The organism is Clostridia bacterium (assembly GCA_035628995.1).
Taxonomy (GTDB): Bacteria; Bacillota; Clostridia; order Lutisporales; family Lutisporaceae; genus BRH-c25.
In genome coordinates this window covers 112615-128704 of record DASPIR010000023.1, presented here as the reverse complement: position 1 = coordinate 128704, position 16090 = coordinate 112615, and the positions used below count along the sequence as shown (strand labels likewise).

The 16090-nt window shown below is 39.2% G+C and carries 18 protein-coding genes; all 18 read right to left on the bottom strand.

Features of this window, described 5'->3' with window-relative positions; translation table 11 throughout:
• Positions 1–3: 3 nt before the first annotated feature.
• Complete coding sequence (aroQ, locus tag VEB00_07355) at positions 4–444, bottom strand: type II 3-dehydroquinate dehydratase (protein ID HYF82829.1); 441 nt, start codon at positions 442–444, stop codon at positions 4–6.
• Between the two features lie 62 nt (positions 445–506).
• Complete coding sequence (locus tag VEB00_07350; protein HYF82828.1) at positions 507–1385, bottom strand: TIM barrel protein; 879 nt, start codon at positions 1383–1385, stop codon at positions 507–509.
• Positions 1386–1409: 24 nt separating this feature from the next.
• Positions 1410–3200: a X2-like carbohydrate binding domain-containing protein gene (locus tag VEB00_07345; protein HYF82827.1), complete on the bottom strand. Its 1791-nt coding sequence runs from the start codon at positions 3198–3200 to the stop codon at positions 1410–1412.
• Positions 3201–3218: 18 nt separating this feature from the next.
• Positions 3219–3605 (bottom strand): hypothetical protein, encoded by a 387-nt coding sequence (locus VEB00_07340; GenBank protein ID HYF82826.1) that lies wholly within the window; start codon positions 3603–3605, stop codon positions 3219–3221.
• A gap of 22 nt (positions 3606–3627) precedes the next feature.
• Complete coding sequence (locus tag VEB00_07335; protein ID HYF82825.1) at positions 3628–4071, bottom strand: hypothetical protein; 444 nt, start codon at positions 4069–4071, stop codon at positions 3628–3630.
• Positions 4072–4090: 19 nt separating this feature from the next.
• Positions 4091–4366 carry a late competence development ComFB family protein gene (locus VEB00_07330; GenBank protein ID HYF82824.1) on the bottom strand — a complete coding sequence of 92 codons (276 nt, stop codon included), beginning with the start codon at positions 4364–4366 and terminating at the stop codon, positions 4091–4093.
• Between the two features lie 22 nt (positions 4367–4388).
• A complete protein-coding gene (locus tag VEB00_07325) occupies positions 4389–5039 on the bottom strand; it encodes an A24 family peptidase (GenBank protein HYF82823.1) in 651 nt (216 codons plus the stop codon).
• 2 nt (positions 5040–5041) lie between these two features.
• Positions 5042–5806, bottom strand: coding sequence for a type 4a pilus biogenesis protein PilO (gene pilO, locus VEB00_07320; protein HYF82822.1), 765 nt, complete (start codon positions 5804–5806; stop codon positions 5042–5044).
• The gene (locus VEB00_07315; protein ID HYF82821.1) at positions 5796–6341 is read right to left on the bottom strand and encodes a PilN domain-containing protein; all 546 of its coding nucleotides are present in this window, start codon (positions 6339–6341) and stop codon (positions 5796–5798) included. Before VEB00_07315 ends, pilO begins: the two co-directional genes overlap by 11 nt.
• The gene (gene pilM, locus VEB00_07310; GenBank protein ID HYF82820.1) at positions 6338–7372 is read right to left on the bottom strand and encodes a pilus assembly protein PilM; all 1035 of its coding nucleotides are present in this window, start codon (positions 7370–7372) and stop codon (positions 6338–6340) included. The genes VEB00_07315 and pilM overlap by 4 nt, the downstream gene beginning before the upstream one ends.
• Positions 7365–7769, bottom strand: a complete 405-nt coding sequence (locus VEB00_07305) for a prepilin peptidase (GenBank protein HYF82819.1) — start codon at positions 7767–7769, stop codon at positions 7365–7367. The genes pilM and VEB00_07305 overlap by 8 nt, the downstream gene beginning before the upstream one ends.
• A gap of 157 nt (positions 7770–7926) precedes the next feature.
• The gene (locus VEB00_07300) at positions 7927–9138 is read right to left on the bottom strand and encodes a type II secretion system F family protein (protein ID HYF82818.1); all 1212 of its coding nucleotides are present in this window, start codon (positions 9136–9138) and stop codon (positions 7927–7929) included.
• Between the two features lie 17 nt (positions 9139–9155).
• Entirely contained in the window at positions 9156–10205 is a 1050-nt protein-coding gene (locus VEB00_07295; protein HYF82817.1) for a type IV pilus twitching motility protein PilT, read from the bottom strand.
• Positions 10206–10220: 15 nt separating this feature from the next.
• Positions 10221–11915, bottom strand: a complete 1695-nt coding sequence (locus VEB00_07290) for a GspE/PulE family protein (protein ID HYF82816.1) — start codon at positions 11913–11915, stop codon at positions 10221–10223.
• Positions 11916–11994: 79 nt separating this feature from the next.
• Positions 11995–12495, bottom strand: coding sequence for a type II secretion system protein (locus tag VEB00_07285; GenBank protein ID HYF82815.1), 501 nt, complete (start codon positions 12493–12495; stop codon positions 11995–11997).
• An 84-nt stretch (positions 12496–12579) separates the two neighbouring features.
• Positions 12580–13089, bottom strand: a complete 510-nt coding sequence (locus tag VEB00_07280; GenBank protein HYF82814.1) for a YqeG family HAD IIIA-type phosphatase — start codon at positions 13087–13089, stop codon at positions 12580–12582.
• Between the two features lie 71 nt (positions 13090–13160).
• On the bottom strand, positions 13161–13868 hold the full coding sequence (gene sigK / locus VEB00_07275; GenBank protein HYF82813.1) for an RNA polymerase sporulation sigma factor SigK: 708 nt from the start codon (positions 13866–13868) through the stop codon (positions 13161–13163).
• A 382-nt stretch (positions 13869–14250) separates the two neighbouring features.
• Entirely contained in the window at positions 14251–16029 is a 1779-nt protein-coding gene (locus tag VEB00_07270; protein HYF82812.1) for a penicillin-binding transpeptidase domain-containing protein, read from the bottom strand.
• Between the last annotated feature and the right edge of the window lie 61 nt (positions 16030–16090).

Genomic DNA, 16090 nt, shown 5'->3' with positions numbered 1-16090 from the left:
AACCTAAACCCCTCTCAAATAATCTACAGCCCCTCTAAGAGCCAAAATATAGCCTATATGTCCAAGCCCGCTAATCTGTCCTGTACAAACAGGTGCAATAACAGAATTATGCCGGAACCCCTCCCTGGCATAAATGTTCGACATATGTACCTCTATGCATGGAAGTTGAACAGCTTCCAGAGCGTCTCTTATAGCAATGCTATAATGGCTGTATGCACCCGGATTGATTATTATACCGGAATACACATGCAGTGCTTGCTGTATTTTTGTGACAAGCTCCCCCTCTATATTTGATTGGTAGAAATCTACTTCTACAGAAAGGTTAACAGCTTCCCTGCTTATTTCCGCATTTATCTGCTCTAGAGACATCGTTCCGTATATTTCTTTTTTCCTGACACCCAGCATATTTAAGTTGGGGCCGTTTATCACTAATAATTTAAGCATATTCACCAACCCCGCAACAAATTATTACATTATTACTTTATAATACGACCAATATAATATTATCATAAATTTTCCAAATCGGACAAGTGTTCCTCAGCTATTCTGTTATATATTTTTTTTGCCTTAAGTGCATCCTCCGCCATAGTACCTCTTGATTCGCTGATTATCGTAGCAGAAACCCCATATTCAATAAGACATTCTGCCAGAGGCTCGAATTCCGGTCCGAACTCAATATCATCATATGTCCAATGCTTCTTCTCTCCACCCTTTACTGTAAATTCAACCCTGCTGTAATGTATATGTATGATCTTTCCTCTTTCTTCTCCAAGAACAGTAAAGAGTCTGTCAAATACCTTTTCATAGTCGCTTTTCTTTTTCAAGGCACCTGCATTCAGTGCATGGAGATGTGCAAAATCAAGGGTCGGTATCAAGGACTCATCAAGAAGGCAAAGCTCTAATACTTCATCCAACGTACCCATCTGATTCCTCTTGCCCAGAGTCTCGGGACACAGAGATACATTAAAACCCTTCTTATTAATTATTTCCAATACTTTATTGAGATTGCTTTTGATATTTTCAAAGGCTGTTTCTCTTGACAGTTTTCCCAGGGAGCCCGGATGCAGAACAACCCGCTTTGCTCCCATAATCTCAGCAACTCTTGCGGTCTTGGTAATATAATCAAAGGATTTTTCTATTGTATGCGGTTCTTCTGACGCTAGATTGATATAGTATGGAGCATGCACGCTCAAAGAAATGTTATTTTCCTTTGCAATTTTCCCCAGCTCTTCAGCCATATCGTGCTTTATATTTACTCCTCTGGCACAGGAGTATTCATATGCATCAAGCTCCATATTTCTTAGCCATTCCGGCATTTCCAGAGAGCTATTATAGCCCTCTTCATAAAAAATAGCCGAATTTCCTGATGGTCCAAAAATTACCATATTGCGCTCCTTCTTAGATGAATTTTAATTATCTTGATCAAATGGCAGCTCAGTATATCGCTTGAATTTGAGTTCAGTGTTACTTTCTATATCAATAACCTGGCTGACACACATGCCTTCAAAGTCAGTGCTGCTATTAATTACTATTTTTCCGTAAGGCGTAAATAATATGCCGCTTCCGAAGAAATTTGAGTTGATAGTAATATTACTCATTCCTACAATAGTGACATTGTCAAATCCTGTGTTAGGACTATTGAACCAATAATTGTCTTTAAAGTAGTACTTTCCATTGTCAACGAGATTAACCGTAGTCCCTGAGTTATTTATAATCGTATACCCATTATCTTTATACCATTGTTCTGGTCTAGGCTTAGGAATGCTTACCTCTGGTATTTCCACAGCCCTTTGTTCAGCGACCCCTTTGACAGTTAATTTACTATTAGTTATCAGTGTATCTCTGTAGAATAGATCTCCGTTTATTGTTGTATCGCTTTCAATGTCTACAGTGCCCTTAACAAAAAGCTTCTTCTTCTTTAAGCGTTTTCCAACCGTAAAACTAGAATTTACGGTAAGACTGGAATCCACATATAAATATCCGTAAATATCACATTTACTATTAATAGCAGTCAAAGTCTTCCCACGGCCAATTACAACATCACCTTCTATTGTGGATTTGCTATTAATAATAAAATCGTTTGTAAACATAAGGTTATGCTCTGGCGGAGCATAAGAGGCACCTGGCAGCAAGAACACCTTAATCGGATCTGAGTTCGATGCTGATGTCCCAACCGCGGAACCTAATATTATAATTTCTACTGATTTAGTAGTTGTAACTGGTGCCGAAGCCGAATCTGACAGAGTAATTAGAATCTTATTCTCATTTTTTACCTTTGCAGCTGTTACTTTGATTCCGTATGGCAACTCCGTAATTTTCAGGTCATCTTTATCTATAACACTAGCTAATGTACCGTTTGTAACAGTCAACACCCAGGTATTATCAAACGGATCTATCTGCAGATTACCTGGATAATTCATCCTTGCCAGGTCGTCCTCGTAGGAGTTGCCTTCAATCTTAATATACGCACTTGTATCCTTTATTTCTACTGACAATTCTGGATCTACACCATTGCTTACATCAAATCTTATATTAATAATTCCGATGGATTGCGCTTTGAGATAACCCTCTTTTAAGGTCACAACACTCTCGCTTATTGAATAATCCGTATTAAGTGTCAATTTGTTCAAGCCATTCCAAAGGTTATTTAATTCATTGCCATTTAAATTCAAAGTAATGCTTATAACTTGAGGATTTTTTTTATCAAATACTGCAGTTGCAGGTGAAATCGTGCTTATTTCAGCATCAGACTTAGTGCTTCCGTCTCTTCGCCTCTCCACTTTGAAATCATAATCTTTTCCCTCTTTTGAGGTCTTTATATGTATATTGAACAAGTGATCCTCTTCAGCTGTAATTTCGAATTCATCCACTGATTCCATAAGCTTGTATGGTGTGCCATTGACTATCTTATTGACATTTTTACCATTATATTCATAAGAAATCTCTTCTCCGCTTGGCATAGTGAACTCTATAGACGGAAAGGTGATAGTGCTTGCATTTTGTATAGTGCCTGTGATTTCTGTCAATGCCCTTCTTACATCTGTTCTTTCGCTGTATTGGCTTGATTCAGTTTTTGCAAGCTTTGGCACATAGTTGATAATGCTGAAGGTCATTACCAAAATGATTCCGAAAATCGAAACAGCGATTAAGAGCTCCAGTAAAGTGAAGCCCTTTTTGTTGTAAATACTGCTCTCTCTCACGCATATCACCAAGCCTTATCATTGCAATGGAGTTTCATTCCACACAGTTATCGAGTCATTCTTTACACTGCAGTCAATTTTCATCTTTATTTTATTATCCAGATATCCATAGGAGGTAATATTTATTGATTCCCCAGATACTGAGTAGGTATATTCATAAAGAGTGTTACCGTCTTTATCTTTGATTATTGCTGAACCGGCAGTCCCTGATCCAAGCATCGCATGCTCAACTCCAGCCTCTGCCAAATACTTTGCCTCTATCCGTTTTTCTGTAATCTTGTTTACACGAATTTCAGATGTAAGCAGGCTGACAATCATCCCACCCATCAATAATACAATGAAAACAACCATAGTCACGTATAAAAAGGCAGAGCCTTTTTTATTATTCATAAGCTTTAAAGTCATACCACTACCTCTATAAATGCTGCTAAAATTCTCTAAGCCTTGTCATAAGCTTCACTGACCGTTGTTTTCCTTTGTCCATCTGATCCTCGTAGCTCACTTCAACGTAAATGGGTATCAGCTTATCCGGAATCCCCGTATCAGGACTTGTGAGGGATATAACAATATTATCTTTTTTATATGCTCCAGCGCTGTTTTCTGTATATTCCTTTTCGTCCTCAAGCCAGGCTTCAAGCTCACTAATATCAGACCATTCATAGCTTTCCTCTCCACGGGAGCCTCTTATCTCCTCAAGGCATGCCTGAGCTTTAAGAAGTGCTTGAAGCCTGTTCTGACTGTTAACCTTGAGATTCGCACTATAATAGAAAGCATTGACGAAACCTGTGAAAACAAGGATTAAAAGTGCAGCTGCCACTAATACCTCTACCAGACTGAGACCTTTTTTATTTCGGATGTATCTATCAAACATTCAAACCACATCCAATTTTTTATTCTGCGACATTATGCTTGGGGTTCTTGCCGACAAATATTGCAGCTTTTATTATCGATGTCTCAACATCAACTTCGGACTGCTGTTCCAGTTCCCTGAGCTTTGTGAAAAGCTCTCCCATATCAGTAACCACATACTTTGATGGAAGATCATTTAATGCCAGTGCCATGATATCCAACTTGCATTTCTCGCACTTGCATATGCTCATGAGCCTTAATATGTCTTCTGTTTTTTTAGCAACCAGTTCTTCCATGTAATTTTTCAGTCTGTACATTTTCAGTCCCCCTTAAGTGATATTAACCATTAAGTAAGCTAAGGTACATATTTATTATTATCCCGCCAAAAGCGAAAGAAGTCAAAGCCCCTATTGATAAAAATGGAGAAAATGGGATGATATCCTTCCTGCCTTTTATTCTGAATACTATCAGCAGTACGCTAATTAAAGCCCCGGCTATAAAAGCTATAAACAAGGAAAGTACCGAAAGCTTAAATCCTAATATTGCCCCATATACCGCATTTAGCTTTATATCTGCTCCCCCCATGCCCCCTCTTGTCAAAACCGCAATTGCAAGCAAAGTTCCTCCGCCTACCAGCAATCCAAGAAAGGAATCCATTGGATTAAAGCCTTTAATTATAAGGCCTACTATCCCTGCACCTAAAGCTATAATGTGAACTTCATCTTCTATCTCTCGGTATTTCAAATCCTGAAACGAAGAAACAACTGAAGTCAACAGCAAGATGTCCAAAAGCAAAGCATTTCCAAGCATTGCTTTTTTGTATGCCAAATACATATTAGCAGCAATAAATAGTATGAATACCGGTGTGGCAAAGTTGAATTTTATTCTTTTTTCCGCACCGCTGCTGCCTATTTTTTTCTCCAAAAGTCTGACAGACCAAAAAGCGAGTGTTGTCCATACTAAGCTTGCTGCTATAGCTAAAAAATACATAACTAATTTCCCTCTCCGATTTCATTATTATTAGGGATTATTCCTTTTAACCCATCTATAATATCGTCCAATTTATCATATTTCTTTTCCATCTCTTCAATATCGTTTTCAATGCCCTTTTCCGGTACACTGACCTTTTGAACGTTATTTAGGAATGGATAGCTTTTCCCGTTATTGTGCTTGAAGAAGTAATAGTCATCAGGCTCTGGAATTACATCCTCCTTCGAATCCTTCAGTACAAAAGTCCTCATGGAGATATCAAAGGGCATAGCCTCAGCTCTTGTTATCGGTGCTAATATAAAGTTGTCTATAATGAACTTTCTGTCATTATCCTCAATATAATTAATAAATTTTATTATATTGTCATACTTGCCTTCCATCGAAACATTGATAGGTATTATGTCATACTCCTTATTAGCAGTATCAGGTTTTCCAATGGATATTGTCTGTATGTCCATATCAAGGCTGGCTATCTTGCTGTCGATATTCACAACTAATTCCGGCAATCTTACATTGTATGGTATCTTCTTCTCCATATTTTCCAGCCGTATTTTGCTCTTTGCCAACAAGCTGTCCAAATTTTCGAGTCTCTTCTTGGCATTATCACTATCTATCGCTATCTGCTTCTTCAGAATCAGTTCTGTATTGAGCTTTGCGAGACGTGTGTAGCTGGGGAATAGGAGATAACTCATATATATATATATCAGCACTGCAACAGCAAGTAGCGATACAAGCAGCACTTCCCTCACACTTAACTTAATTTTCATTCTTATCACTTCCTGTATTTAATGAAAATTGGATCGTGAAATTGTAGCCATTTTCATCTACTGTTATCGGGCTAAGCTCCACATCTTTAAATTCACCCATTTTGTTCAGCTCTACGTAAAACTCGGTAGCTCCAATAGCACTCGCTGCCACTGCAGTCACACTAACGTTCACAAATGTATAATTCACATTAGTAAGCCAAACGTCACTTGGCAAAGAACTGTTCACCAGTTCAAACACTCTTGATGGCTTTACCTCGCTTGAGCTTATTTGATCCAGTACCTCTATCTTCTTTTTTATAATTTCTTCATTCTCTTGCATTTTGTCTATCTTACTCTGCAAAACATTATAATCAATTACTACCTCATCATATTTCTTGATTTCCTGCTCCAATGCTCTGATATTATTTAATGGTACAATATAAAGATATACCATCAGTGATAATATCAATGCCGCAGAAACAGCACATAATACAATAATGCCCGGCCTGCTTTTCTTTCGTAAATATCCCTTCGGAATAAGATTTATATCTCTCATATACTATTACCCCGCAGTATCATTCCAAGTAAGCTGTGGTAGCCCATCTGCGCTTCCAGGAATGAGTTTCCTCTGATTGAATCAAGTAGGGGAAAGGGTTTCATGCCTATAGTGACGTTTGTATTGAAGCTGTCGCTCATGCTTTTTCGCAAGCCTTTCAGCATTCCATTTTCTCCGATTACATATACATTGTCAACTGTTTTACCGAAATGCCTGGAATTGAAATAATCCAAGTATCGTGAGACTTGCCCTACAACGCCCGAAAGAGTATCCCTCATGCTGTCATTAATTAGAATATCATCTTTATTGATTTGCAAAGCATCAAAGCCTGCATAAAAATATTCACGTCGGAAATCATTCATTTCAATAGAGTTGTCCTTTATATAATCTTCAAAAAGCGATTCCATATTTACTGGTATATTTGTGTGCATATAGAATTTTTTACTTTCTATAATAGTTATATTAATGCTCCGTCTTCCCATATCTATAACTGCAAAATCTTCTTCATCCAAATTCTTTAAAAGCCTGCATATATTATTAGGGTACACGTCAATAACCTTCGCATCTAGCCTGCATCTATCAAAGCATTTTAATATATTCTCTATGTTCTCCTTGGGACCGGCAGAGACCATGACGCTGCTTCCTGCTTCATCAGATTCTTTCCTTCTTTCTATAACTCGGAAATCAACCTGGAAGTTTTTCTTATTAATTGGAAGATATTGCTCTGCTTCCAATGAAAGATGCTTCTCTATATCCTTTTCTTTCAAAATAGGAAGCTCAATAGGCCGTGTAATAAAGCTTCCATCATTCACTGTCAAATGAACAGTACAACGGAATATCTTCAAATCTTTCCTAAGCGCTGAAAGACTCTTGATAAATTCAACCTCATCCATTACCCTGCCATTGGCAAAGCATCCTTCGGTCAAGTTCTTTATGCCCCATTTCCTTATATTCACTTTTTTCCTTGACATGGAACCATAGATATATCTCATTGCATCATTCTCAAGTTCAATGTACAATCTATCAAACATTATTATTCCTCCTACCGGACCTGCCTTGCATATCGAAGGCTATAAAGCCCGCAATCAGTCCGATACTCAATATTGTAACTAATAACAGCGATTTCAGAGATATAAAGTAAAAGTGAAAAACTCCTACAAACATTATACCGCAAATAATCTCAACCAGCATGTATCGCGGCGATACAACAGATTTACAGTACCTGCACCTTCCCTTTAATGTCAAATAGCTCAGTACAGGGATCAAATCCAAAAATCCAAGAGCATGACCGCAGCTTGTACAATGTGACCTTGGCCTCACAAGGGACTCCCCCCTTGGAAGACGGTATATGCATACATTATAAAAGCTTCCCGCGCAGCACCCAACAAAGAATATATAAGAATATACAATTATTGCATCAATACTCATATAGCTCTAATACCTCTCACTTACTACTAATATCGAAAATGGCTAGAAGCAAGCAAGACAAGGCGTGCAAGGTGAAATGCCCGGAGCGTACATATTGTACGTGAGGACTTTTCGACCGCAGCACAACGCAGTATTGCACCGCTTATCGCCGTTTTTGCTAAACTCCTATATTATTCAGCATACTATACATTGGCAGTAACATGGCAATTACTATAGTTCCTACTATAACTCCCATAAGTACAAGCATTATCGGCTCTATTAGCAGCATAAGCTGAGTGAGCCCTGCCTCCACTTCTGAATCGAAGAAATCTGCCGTTTTTATCAGCATTTCATCCAGAGATCCTGTTTCCTCACCGATTTGTATCATCTTTACTACCATTGTATCAAATATCGGTGTTGCTTCAAGAGGAGCTGCCAATCCCTCACCGTTCTTCACTGCAGTTAATGCATTGCATATTGCTTCTTCTGCAATTGCATTACCCACGACATTTCTTACCGACTCCAGAGAGGACAGCAGTGAAATCCCGCTTGCCAGTAAAATTCCCAGAGTCCTTGTGAATTTTGAGGCTACTATCCTTCTTATTACCTTGCCTAAGACAGGAACACGGAGCAGCATTCTATGATATGCTCTACGTCCATTCCCTCTTGCTGTGATGTACTTGAAAGCTGCAACAACTGCAATCAATACTCCTAAAATTATATACCATTTGGTACGGGCAAACTCTGTTGCATTCATAACCGCCTTTGTCAGTGCAGGAATATCACCATTTGAAGTATCTATTAGTGTAATGAAATTAGGCAGTATGAAATATACCATAAAAATAACCATAAGCACAGATACTGATAGAAGAACCATAGGATATGTCATAGCTGCCTTTACCTTTTGGGTTATCCAGCTTTCCTTCTCGTAATGGACAGCCATCCTGCCCATCGTACTGTCCAATGTACCGCTAAGCTCACCTGCTTCTATCATGCTTACAAGAAGCTCAGGGAAAACGCCTTCTCTGGCTCTTAGACTCTGAGACAGAGTTCTTCCCTTCTGAAGATCCTCAAAAGCAGCATCAATTGCATTGCGGAGCTGCTTATTGGAGGTCTGCTTCCTAAGCATGTCCATCGCAGAAAGCACTGTTACTCCAGCTGTCAGGATAGTCGCAAACTGTCTGCACAGTATTGCGATATCCTTTACAGGCACTTTGCTGTAATTCAATTTTCTCAACCAATGAGTAAAGTCATTATCGACATTTATCTCCAATGGGATAAAGCCTTTTTGCTTTATGATATATAAAGCAGCAGCTTTATCAATAGCCTCAAGACTGCCTTTTATAACTTTTCCTTTTTGGTCAACCGACCTGTATATAAAGTAGGCCATTACCATCACTTCCTAACCTATCCCAACTTTAGCACCAATTCAGAATCCAGAGCATATATTAATGCATCTGCTTCTGTAATTATACCCCTTCTATAAAGATTGTTTATTGCTGCGTCCATGGACTGCATCCCATATTTGCTTCCAGTCTGAATGGAAGAAGCTATCTGGTGGCTCTTACCCTCGCGAATAAGATTTCTGATAGCAGGGTTTGCTATCATTACTTCAGCCGCAGCAACCCGCCCCTTTCCGTCTGTCCTGGGTATAAGCTGCTGTGATACAACCGCCTGCAGCACCGTCGAAAGCTGAACTCTGATTTGCGACTGCTGGTGTGGAGGAAACACATCTATTATCCTGTCAATTGTCTTGGCCGCACCTATGGTGTGCAGGGTGGACAAGACCAAATGGCCTGTCTCTGCCGCTGTGAGCGCAGTAGCTATTGTATCCAGATCCCGCATTTCACCTACCAGTATTATATCAGGGTCCTGCCTCAGGGAGGATCTCAATGCAGCTGCGAAGCTCTTGGTGTCGCAGCCTATTTCCCTTTGATTTATAATGCACTTATTGTGCCTGTGAAGAAATTCTATAGGATCTTCTAAAGTAATGATGTGTACATCTCTCTCATTGTTAATCTTATCAAGCATTGCCGCCAGAGTTGTTGACTTGCCGCTGCCCGTTGGCCCGGTGACAAGTACCAGCCCTTTTGTAATATTTGCAAGCTCCCCTACTATCGGTGGAAGCCCTAACTCTTTAATATCAGGTACTGTAAAGGGTATTGCTCGTGCGACAAAGGCGAAGGTGCCTCTCTGCTTGAAAATATTAAATCTGAATCTTCCCAGCCCGTCCACAGAATAAGATGTATCCAAGTCGCCGTTAATATCCAGCAGCTTCAGCTGTTTTTCCTCCAGAACCTCTTCAACCAGAGTAACTACATCCTGAGGGAACAGTTTCAAGTCTCCATAAGGGCATAATGAACCATTTATTCTTAACATTGGAGGAACCCCCACAGTAACATGGAGATCTGAGGCCTTTTTTTCTATTGCGGCACTTAGAAGCTCTTTTAATCCCATATATAATGCACCCCTTTATGTCTGCTCGTATGTCACTCTCAGCAATTCCTCCACACTGGTAACTCCGTCCAATACAAGCTTCATAGCGTTTTGCCTGAGGGTAGTCATACCCTCTTCTCTCACTGAAAACTCTCTAAGCTCATCTGTTGTGGCTCTTTTATCTATAAGTGCTCTATGCTTCTTTGTGACAGGCATTATTTCGAAAATAGCTATTCTCCCTTTATAACCGCTGCCTCCACAGTATTGACAGCCTTTGCCTCTATGAAGCGCAAGACTTTCATCCATATTATAATTGTACATTAGGAGTCTCTTTTCCCATTCGTCAGCTGTATATTCCTCCTTGCAGCTGGTGCAAATCTTTCTTACAAGTCTTTGAGCTATTACACCAACCAATGAGGAAGATACAAGAAAAGGCTCAACACCCATATCTACAAGCCTTGTAACTGCACCCGGAGCATCATTGGTGTGAAGGGTGGACAGTACAAGATGCCCTGTAAGTGAAGATCTTACAGCCATTTCTGCTGTCTCTGCATCTCTTATCTCACCGACCATTATGATATTCGGATCCTGCCTTAAGATGGATCTCAAACCATTAGCAAAGGTAAGGCCTGCTTTTACATTTACCTGTACCTGGTTTATTCCCGTTATTGTATATTCAACCGGATCTTCAACCGTTATTATATTCTTCTTCGTATCGTTAAGCTCAGTCAATATGCTGTACAAAGTAGTAGATTTACCGCTTCCCGTAGGACCTGTAACTAGTATTATCCCATAAGGGTTAGATACTATTCTGTTGAATTTGTTTATATCTTCACCGCTAAGCCCCAACTCCTCCTTTGAATAAAGGAATGCTGATTTGTTCAATAACCTTATTACCACTTTCTCCCCATAAATAGTCGGGAGAGTTGATACTCTCAGGTCAATATCCTTGCTGTCTACCTGAGTCTCAATCCTGCCATCCTGCGGCAGCCTTTTCTCTGCTATGTTCATCTCGGAAAGTATCTTAATTCTTGTGACGATTGCAGGCAAAGTCTGCTTACTCATTCTCATCATTTCCTGCAGTACACCGTCGACCCTGAACCTTACTCTGACTTCCTTTTCGAAAGCCTCAATGTGTATGTCGCTGGCACCAATTCTTGCAGCCTGCTCAATAATTGAGTTGACAAGCCTTACAGTAGGTGCGCTGCTTATATCACTCTCGCTTATTATCTCAGCTTCCTTTTCAAGAACCCTATATTCCTTTTTGAAGTCCTCTACAGCTCGTTCGGCAGCTCTTCCGCCGTAATATCGCTCTATTGAGGCCAATATATCGTCACGAGTCGCTATTACGGTTTTTACATCCATTCCTGATGCCATCTTGACATCATCAATAGCAAAATAGTTCAGGGGATCACTCATTGCAACAGTTATGAACACACCATCATTCTGGACCGCTATAAGCTCGTGCTTCCTTGCAATATTTTCAGGTACAAGCTTTACAGATTTTTGATCTACCACGAACTTCTTCATATCTATTCTGGGGATACCAAGCTGGGTCTCCAACAATTTTATAATATCTTCCTGAGCAATGAACCCTTCTGTTACCAATACTTCCCCAAGTCTTTTGCCTGAACTTTTCTGCACATCAAGGGCAACAGAAAGCTGCTCAGAATTAATCTTCTGCGCATCAATCAACATATCCCCAAGTCTTTTTTTTCTGTTCCTGTCCATATATATCCCCCCAAAGAAACGAACATTATAATTTGAAAAAAGGCTTCATTTTATTGAAGCCTTTTGCTTTGCTATGAAATTATCTTACTATTTTTCTTTGTGAATTTGTAATCTCGTTTCCTTTTACGTCAAAGCCGTTTATATATGCTGTCAAAGGATTATCAGCATCATTATCTATTACTACATATATAATCCCACCATCAGCTACAGCAGCAGTACCATCTCTATAATCGTCTCCTGCTGTTTCAACTACAACAACATTATCTCCATCTGTAATACCTGAATATGGATTCTTTAATGGACTACCTGCATCACCAAAGTATGTATTTATTTTAGCAATCATATCACCAGTGCCTGGATCTGTTCCATCTATTGCAGTTGTTTTTGTAAAATCATCAATTATTGATGCTACATAGACTTCTACCATCTTTGCATTTGTAAGGACACCAGCGTCCCTTGCTTTGTCTTTGACTCCACCGAATTGTGGTACCAGCACTGCTGCCAGTATTCCGATCAAGGCGATAACTACCATTATCTCGATGATAGTAAAACCTTTTTTATTTTTTATTCTCTCAACCATTTTTATAATCCCCCTTACCTATATTTCTGTGAATAATATTAATTCTACATATTATATAAAAATTCCTGCCGTTACGGCAGGAATTTAGCAATTTTTATTCTTTATTACGTTATTTCTTTTAAGTACAGATTTCTCAAGCATTCTGACGATTCTGGTCCATATGAACTCCTTATCGCTGATTGGTGACACAAGGACTGTAAATAGCCCTAAGCGGTTGCCTCCCAGCACATCGGTGAAAAGCTGGTCGCCTATTACCGCTGTCGTCTCCACATCAGAATCCATAAGCTTCAATGCTCTTCTAAAAGCCATTTTACTAGGTTTTACCGCTTTATGTATCGCAGGCAGTTTTAAGGATTTATTGAACTCTTCCACTCGTTTTTTTGTGTTGTTCGATAATATGCATATCTTAAAATCTTCTGCTACCAGCTTGCATACAAGCTCTACAACCTTTTCATCAGGCACCTTTGTATCCCATGAAACAAGAGTATTATCAATATCTACTATGATTGCCTTTATCCCTTTTCCCTTTAATACCCTTGTATCCAATTCATATACTGTGTTCAAATACAAATCCGGTTTTAATTTGTTTTTCATATTTGCCCTCAATTTTTTACTAATATATTATTATTATATCAGCTTTTTCTTTTGTATTCATGTAAATATAGTTACATATTCTCGCTGTAAAGCTCTTTATACAATTTCTTTATCGCCCTATTTTCAATTCTTGATACATAGGATCTTGAAATTCCAAGCATTTCGGCTATCTCTCTCTGAGTCTTGCTTATACCGTTTTGCAGTCCATACCGAAGTTCAATAACTAACTTTTCTCTTTTTTTCAAAGCTGTTTCCATTCTTTGATAAAGCTTCTTTATTTGTATTTTCAGTTCCACCTCATCCAGTATAATGTCCGAATCACTTCCCAATATATCTATAAGACTTATTTCATTCCCTTCCTTATCGATCCCAATGGGGTCATGAAGTGACACCTCTGTTTTTGTTTTCTTTGAAGCCCTTATTGTCATCAGAATTTCATTTTCTATGCATCTTGCTGCATAGGTGGCAAGCCTTGTACCTTTGCCCTCGTCAAAGGTTATTATTGCTTTTATTAATCCTATTGTACCTATGGATATTAAGTCGTCTATTTCTCTTCCTGTGTTTACATATTTTTTGACTATATGCGCCACAAGTCTGAGATTTCGCTCTACCAGTATATTTTTTGCATCCTCGTTACCTTTTCTGTATTCCTCCAGATAGAATTGCTCTTCATCTGCTGAGAGTGGCTGCGGAAATGAATTGACGTTCTGAATATAGCCGAATAGCAGGCATATGTCCTTTATTGTGGTTATAACTAGAGAGGCAATAAAGAGCAGCAAAGAAGCACACCTCCAAATTTTAAAAAGTTCGCCAAGTACAAACTCATATCAGAAAATTCTGCCTGGAATTAACACGGGTTTATACAGGGGAAACTTCGCCTACTAAAATAATATGATTATCCTTTTGAAAGTGTGCATGTTTTACTACGGAACATAAATATTTTTATGTAAAGAGGGGTACGTAATTACACGGTAGTTATACATGTCATCCTGAACAAAGTGAAGGATCCAAGACCCTAAATAAACACTTACTAGTATTTCTTCAAATTAAACACTCAAGCAAAGATTCTTCGTTTCACTCAGAATGACACAAGTGGAGCTTTGAAGTCTATTTCTTTCCCGCCGTGTGTTCAGTGGATTTCAGTGTCTTCAGTGTTACACGTTATCTCTTAACGACCTCTAATATTTCCGTGGCTACCTCCTTGAAAATCGGAGCAGCCGCACCGCCTCCTGACTGTCCATTATATATAAATACAGTTATTGCATACTTGGGTTTCGCATAAGGTACAAAACCCGTAAACCATCCTTGTACAACTTCACCATCATCTATGCCTGTCTGTGCAGAACTGGTCTTACCGCTGCTCCCGCCGTACTCCTCCATATTTGCCTGCTTTCCCGTACCTGTCAATGTGACCTCATGAAGCATATCTTTCAATAGCTTGGAGGTTGTTGGATTTAGAACGATTTGGGGTCTTGACCTTTCAAGCTTCTTGACGGTAAGCCCTTTATCAGTTATTAACGCCTCTACCAGCTGGGGGTCATTCCTTATGCCATTGTTTGCAATTGTAGCCATCATCGAAGTTACCTGAAGCGGTGTGACTTGTATTTTCCCCTGTCCTATAGAGATATTGCCTATACCATCCTCCTGCGCCGTTGGCAGGTAGCCTGCTTTTTCTTCGGGGATTGTAAAACACAGTTTTTGACCAAAGCCTAGTTTTTCTGCCATCTCAAGTATATTTTCAGCTCCTATCCTAGTTCCTATCTTTATATATGCGGTGTTACAGGATAGGGCAAAGGCCTCCTTCATATCTATCTCCCTGTTTTCATGTGACTTATAGGTGGAACATTTTATCCTCTTGCTTCCCACGTCTATATAACCCTCACATTTGTATTTCTCATCACTGTTTACCATTTTTTCTTCAATTGCTGCAGCAGCCACAACAGTTTTGAATATCGAACCGAGGTCAAACTGCCATACCGATTGGTTTATAAGCTCATTGCCGCTGCTTTTCATATATTTTTCAACATTGCTCTGATCAAAATCAGGCTTGCTCACCATGCCCAAGATATCCCCATTCTTTACATCCAAGACAACAATAGAGCCTTGAATATCATTGTCCTCCAAAGCTTTCTCAATTATACTCTGAATATGGTAATCAAGAGTAAGCTTCATGCTGTAGTTGACTCCATCCTTTGGTGCTTCAACCTTTCTGAAGCCCAGACCACGAATAATATTTTTGCTGCTGTCTACAACTGCCGCAATGCTGTCGCTTCCTCGACCCTCCAGATAGCTGTTCATACTTTTTTCAATACCCATATTCCCCAGCTTGTCTGTTTTTCCTATATAACCCACCACATGCTTTGCGATACTGTCTTCGGTATACCTAAGTCTTTTTTCTACTGAAATGACTCCTTTCAGCCTGCCACTGTCAATCAAGGATAAATGCTCATTCTGCTTAATCTCACATATGAATTCCACTGTATCCTGTGAGCTGTCCATCTTCTTCTCAACAATTTCCCTGGAAATGCCACATGCTTTAGAGATGGTCTCTATAGCTGCCTTTTTGTCATATACAAAGGCCGGATATGCAACAACTACTTTCTTGACCTCTCTGTCTGTAATGGGAATAAGATTCCGGTCATATATTATTCCTCTATTGGTGGAAATGGGTATGTATACCATTCTCTGCTGAACTGCCTTCCTGGTATACTCCTTCCCCATGTAAACCTGAATAAAGAGAAGTCTTGAAAGAAGAAGAGCATATATCAGTATTAAGGAAATTCCTATTATCTGAAGTCTTTTTTTATGAATAATCATATAATTGTTCTTTCTGTAAAGTCTTGTTCCCGGAAGAGTATGAATCTCCGTGCTTTTATTTTCCTCCTCATTTTTGTGCTCTGCTTCACCGGTTTTCTTGAACATATTCAAAATTCTGGACAATATAAAACCTCCCTCAATCTTAGTATTGTCAGATTGTGGGAGGTTATTCACATTTAAGCTC

Excerpts from the sequence above, each read along its gene's own strand:
- VEB00_07305 (HYF82819.1), bottom strand. The coding sequence starts at position 7,769 with ATGAGTATTGATGCAATAATTGTATATTCTTATATATTCTTTGTTGGG.
- pilO (HYF82822.1), bottom strand. The coding sequence starts at position 5,806 with ATGAAAATTAAGTTAAGTGTGAGGGAAGTGCTGCTTGTATCGCTACTT.
- VEB00_07290 (HYF82816.1), bottom strand. The coding sequence starts at position 11,915 with ATGGACAGGAACAGAAAAAAAAGACTTGGGGATATGTTGATTGATGCG.
- aroQ (HYF82829.1), bottom strand. The coding sequence starts at position 444 with ATGCTTAAATTATTAGTGATAAACGGCCCCAACTTAAATATGCTGGGT.
- VEB00_07350 (HYF82828.1), bottom strand. The coding sequence starts at position 1,385 with ATGGTAATTTTTGGACCATCAGGAAATTCGGCTATTTTTTATGAAGAG.
- VEB00_07300 (HYF82818.1), bottom strand. The coding sequence starts at position 9,138 with ATGGCCTACTTTATATACAGGTCGGTTGACCAAAAAGGAAAAGTTATA.
- VEB00_07325 (HYF82823.1), bottom strand. The coding sequence starts at position 5,039 with ATGTATTTTTTAGCTATAGCAGCAAGCTTAGTATGGACAACACTCGCT.
- VEB00_07340 (HYF82826.1), bottom strand. The coding sequence starts at position 3,605 with ATGACTTTAAAGCTTATGAATAATAAAAAAGGCTCTGCCTTTTTATAC.
- VEB00_07330 (HYF82824.1), bottom strand. The coding sequence starts at position 4,366 with ATGTACAGACTGAAAAATTACATGGAAGAACTGGTTGCTAAAAAAACA.
- VEB00_07335 (HYF82825.1), bottom strand. The coding sequence starts at position 4,071 with ATGTTTGATAGATACATCCGAAATAAAAAAGGTCTCAGTCTGGTAGAG.
- VEB00_07280 (HYF82814.1), bottom strand. The coding sequence starts at position 13,089 with ATGAAAAACAAATTAAAACCGGATTTGTATTTGAACACAGTATATGAA.
- pilM (HYF82820.1), bottom strand. The coding sequence starts at position 7,372 with ATGTTTGATAGATTGTACATTGAACTTGAGAATGATGCAATGAGATAT.
- VEB00_07315 (HYF82821.1), bottom strand. The coding sequence starts at position 6,341 with ATGAGAGATATAAATCTTATTCCGAAGGGATATTTACGAAAGAAAAGC.
- VEB00_07285 (HYF82815.1), bottom strand. The coding sequence starts at position 12,495 with ATGGTTGAGAGAATAAAAAATAAAAAAGGTTTTACTATCATCGAGATA.
- VEB00_07295 (HYF82817.1), bottom strand. The coding sequence starts at position 10,205 with ATGGGATTAAAAGAGCTTCTAAGTGCCGCAATAGAAAAAAAGGCCTCA.